The following is a 3,816-nucleotide window of genomic DNA, read 5'->3' as shown; positions in this document are numbered from 1 at the left end:
GACCAGCTCCGGCCGCTCGGCGGCGGCCACCAGCGCCGCGCCGCCCCCTGTGCTCGCCCCGAAGCACCCGACCCGCAGCGCCCGCGTCGAGGGCTCCGCCGCCAGCCACTCCGCCGCCCCCACGAGCCGCCCGGCGAGCATCCCGATGTCGAAGCGGAGGTGCGCGGTGTGCACGTCCACCGCCTCCTCCTCGGCGGTCAGGAGGTCGATGAGCAGGGTGGCGAGCCCGGCCTCCCGCAGCACCCCGGCCACGTAGCGGTTGCGGGAGCTGTGCCGGCTGCTCCCGCTAACGTGGGCGAAGAGCACCACCCCCCGCGCCTCCGGAGGGACCCCCAGGTTCCCTTCCAGCGTCACCCCGCCCGCGGGGACACGGACCAGCCGCTCCCCGCCACTCGTGCCGTTCATCGCCGGTCCTCCATCAGGCGATCTCGGCGCGGGGCGATCCTGTGCCATGCCGTCCTCCCGTGTCGAAGCTGCGTGCTGCGAGCCGTCCGTCAGAGCCCCGAGGGGAACGTTTCCGGGGGCTCGCCCGCGTGCCACTCCTCCGTGGGCTCCAGCGGCTCCACCGCGCGCGTCTCGTCCACGTGGACCACGGCGTCGAACTGCTCGGCGAGCCGGGCGTGGAAGTAGTGGCTGACGCGCTCGCTCCCGGGCAGGTAGACCACGCCGATGGCGCGCTCCAGGCGCATCTCCCCCAGCGCTTCGGCCACCTCCGCGCGGCCGCGGACGGGGAGGAGGAAGGCCGGGATCTCGAGGAGGTGGAAGAGAGCCTCGTAGCTGCCCGCGAGGGCGGGCCGCACCCGCTTCCTCTCGCCCGGCTGGTCCCAGTCGGAGGCGGCGGTCACCGTCCCGTGGTGCGTGGTGAACCCCACCAGCACCGCGTCCCGCCCCCACCGCTCCCGCGCGAGCTGCCCCACGTTCAGCTCCCCCTCCTCGCCCATCTCCGTGGCCCGGGCGTCGCCGATGTGCGAGTTGTGCTCCCAGACCACCACCTTCGTGGGGCCGCCGCGCGCGTCGAAGTGCCGGACCAGCGCCTCCAGCGTCTCCGCCATGTGCCGGTCGCGGAGGTTCCAGGAGGAGACCCGCCGCCGGAACATGCTGCGGTAGTATTCCTCCGCGTTGCGGACCAGCCGGGCGTTCTGCTCGGCGAAGAAGTGCTCGTCCTCCGGGATGCGCCCGTCGGCCCGGGCCAGCTCCCCGGCGCGCCGCTGCAGCTCCACGAGCTGCTGCACCGCTTCGTCCTCGCACCCGGGGGTGATCCCCAGCTCGGCGGCGTAGCCGTACGCCTGGGAGTCCTCGCCGAAGTGCTCGAAGCAGGCGTAGCGGCGCCGGGCCCGCCCCGCCGCCTCGGGGTCGACCCGCTCCAGGTATCCGATGACCGCCTCTATGGAGGAGAAGAGGGAGTACAGGTCCAGCCCGTAGAAGCCGACCCGCTGGGCGCCCGCCGGGAGCGAGGCGTTGTACTCGCGCAGCCAGTCCACCAGGGTGAGGACGTCGGTGTTGCGCCACATCCAGGTGGGGAAGCGCCGGAAGCCGCCCAGCGCCTCGTTGGCGCTGGAGTCGTCGCCGGTGCCGCGGACGAAGCGGTTGACCCGGTAGGCGTCCGGCCAGTCCGCCTCCACGGCGACCACCGTGAACCCCTTCTCGGCGACGAGCCGCCGGGTGATGCGGGCGCGCTCGTGGTAGAACTCGTGGGTGCCGTGCGTGGCCTCGCCCAGGAGCACCACCCGCGCGTCACCCACCAGCTCCAGCAGCTCGTCGTAGTCGCCCAGGTGCCCCGTCAGGGGGACCGCCGCCCCCCGCAGCACCTCGCCCACCCCGGTCCCGGTCTCCCGCATCCGCGCTCCTCCTTCCGCTCGCCTCTCAGCCCCCGGGCGCGTCGGCGCGCGCCTCCGCCGCCCGCGCGAGGAGGTCTCGCACCTCGTCGTCCGTGGTCTGCGAGAAGTCCTCGTACCAGAGCCCCACCGCGTAGAACGGCTCCGGGGTGCGGGCGCAGACCACCTCGTCCACCTCGCGCGCGAAGGCGTCGCAGGTCTCCGCCGCGCCCACCGGCACCGCCACCACCAGCCGGGCCGGGCCGAGGCCGCGCAGCGCCTCCGCGGCGGCGCGCATGGTGGAGCCGGTGGCCAGCCCGTCGTCCACGAGCAGCACCGTCCTTCCGCGCACGGCGGGCGGCGGGCGGTCGTCGCGGTATGCGCGCTCGCGGCGCTCCAGCTCTCCCATCTCGCGCGCGGCGACCGCGTCCACGGCGGCGGGGGGAACGCGGAGCGCGTTGACCACGTCCGCGTTCAGCACCCGCACGCCGCCGGAGGCGATGGCGCCCATCGCCAGCTCTTCGTGCCCCGGCACGCCCAGCTTGCGCACCAGGAACACGTCGAGCGGCGCGCCCAGCGCGCGCGCCACCTCGTACGCCACCGGGACGCCGCCGCGCGGGAGCGCGAGCACCACCACGTCGGGGCGTCCGGCGTACTCTCCGAGGCGGTCGGCGAGCTCGCGCCCCGCCTCCGTCCGGTCCCTGTACTTCTGCTCTGCCATGTCCGGCCTTCCTCCACCGCTGCACCGAAAAATCGGAGTGCGAGGGGGCCGCAAGATCCGGTCCGACAGGGCCGAAACCCTTGTCTGTCCAGGCTTTGTATGGGCGCCGGACGCTCAGTTCCGGCTGGGAGGGGCGGGGAGGCCCGCGAGCGCCTGGCGGGGCGCCAGCGGCGCGAGGGGGGTGATCCGGGCGGGGGCGGAGAAGGCGTACGGGCGGGTCGCGCCGCCGGAGACCTCCCGGCGCGCCTCGCCAGCGTCGAAGACCAGCGTCGCCACGCGGAGCGCGCCCATCTCCGTGAGGCGGCGCTCCGCGCGGGAGGCCTGGTTGGCGACGTGGTACCGGCCGTCCAGGAGGAACACCCCGGCGCGGGCGCCGACGCCGCGCTCGTCGGCGTAGCTGGCGCTGCGGTCTTCCTGTTCGATCAGCTCGTGCTTCATCCGGGTCGTCGAAAACGGGGGCCGCTGGCCCGGGGGTCTGGCGCCGGGCTCCCGGCGCGTGGAACGGATGGATACACCGCCGCGGGCCGAATGGTGCGCGCGGGGGTGGGCTTGTCCGGAAACCCCGGCGGCCCGATGTTCTGCGCGGCGGCGTCCGCGAGGCGGTCCGGAGCCCCGGCCGCGCCCGGGCGCCGGAGATGAGGCGGCACGGGGACACTCCGGACGACGGGTGTTGCAGGAGCGCAACACACCCCCCGCGATCCCGCCATGCGTTTCCGCCGAAAACGGCGCCACTCCTTGCCGATCGGCAGCGGCGCCCCCATCGGGGCCGCGCCGGCTGCATGGCACGGAACTTCCCTTTTTTCCTGCCGGAACAGGTAGCGGCGCGGTCTCTCTCCGTCCCGCCGTGCGGCGGCCGTGCATTCCGCGCGGCCGCCCATGCAATCCTCCATCGCCACCGACGCGAGCGCACGTGCGTTTCCCGCATGCCGATGCCCGGGCCCAGGCCACGGGCGAATCCCCCGCTCTCTCGCTCGTGGTGGCGTCGCGTGGCGAGCCCCGGGCGCTCCGCGCGCTCCTCGGCGCGCTCCTCCCCCTCGCCGGAGAATGCGGGGTGGAGGTGGTCGTGGCGCGAGGAGGCGCCCACCCGGAGACGGCCGGCCTCGCCCGCGAGTTCCCGGGCGTGCGCTTCTTCGCCGCGCCGGAGGACGCCACGCCGCAGGCGCTGCGCTTCACCGGGATGGCGGAGGCGACGGGCGACGTGGTGATGCTCGCCGCGGACGACGACCCCTCCGCGCCGGAGCGCCTGCTGCACCTCTGCCGCACGTACGCGGCCGCCGAGCC

Annotated in this window: 5 protein-coding genes; 1 reads left to right on the top strand and 4 read right to left on the bottom strand. The window is 75.0% G+C overall.

Annotation, left to right across the window (positions count from 1 at the left end; genetic code table 11):
* The 4 genes from VGR37_16420 to VGR37_16405 all read right to left on the bottom strand — a co-directional run.
* The coding region (locus VGR37_16420; protein ID HEV2148992.1) for a hypothetical protein at positions 1-405 on the bottom strand (405 nt) is incomplete at its 3' end.
* Between the two features lie 89 nt (positions 406-494).
* Positions 495-1,838 carry an erythromycin esterase family protein gene (locus tag VGR37_16415; GenBank protein ID HEV2148991.1) on the bottom strand — a complete coding sequence of 448 codons (1,344 nt, stop codon included), beginning with the start codon at positions 1,836-1,838 and terminating at the stop codon, positions 495-497.
* Between the two features lie 25 nt (positions 1,839-1,863).
* Positions 1,864-2,535, bottom strand: a complete 672-nt coding sequence (locus VGR37_16410) for a phosphoribosyltransferase (protein ID HEV2148990.1) — start codon at positions 2,533-2,535, stop codon at positions 1,864-1,866.
* A gap of 114 nt (positions 2,536-2,649) precedes the next feature.
* A complete protein-coding gene (locus tag VGR37_16405) occupies positions 2,650-2,973 on the bottom strand; it encodes a hypothetical protein (GenBank protein ID HEV2148989.1) in 324 nt (107 codons plus the stop codon).
* A gap of 472 nt (positions 2,974-3,445) precedes the next feature.
* Here VGR37_16405 and VGR37_16400 point away from each other — a divergent pair.
* Positions 3,446-3,816: glycosyltransferase (locus VGR37_16400; GenBank protein HEV2148988.1), on the top strand; the 371-nt coding region annotated here is incomplete at its 3' end.

It is taken from the genome of Longimicrobiaceae bacterium, from assembly GCA_035936415.1.
Lineage (GTDB): Bacteria > Gemmatimonadota > Gemmatimonadetes > Longimicrobiales > Longimicrobiaceae > JAFAYN01.
The sequence above is the reverse complement of the archived record's forward strand: the minus strand, read 5'-3'. Positions and strand labels throughout refer to the sequence as shown.

Excerpts from the sequence above, each read along its gene's own strand:
- VGR37_16410 (HEV2148990.1), bottom strand. The coding sequence starts at position 2,535 with ATGGCAGAGCAGAAGTACAGGGACCGGACGGAGGCGGGGCGCGAGCTC.
- VGR37_16415 (HEV2148991.1), bottom strand. The coding sequence starts at position 1,838 with ATGCGGGAGACCGGGACCGGGGTGGGCGAGGTGCTGCGGGGGGCGGCG.
- VGR37_16405 (HEV2148989.1), bottom strand. The coding sequence starts at position 2,973 with ATGAAGCACGAGCTGATCGAACAGGAAGACCGCAGCGCCAGCTACGCC.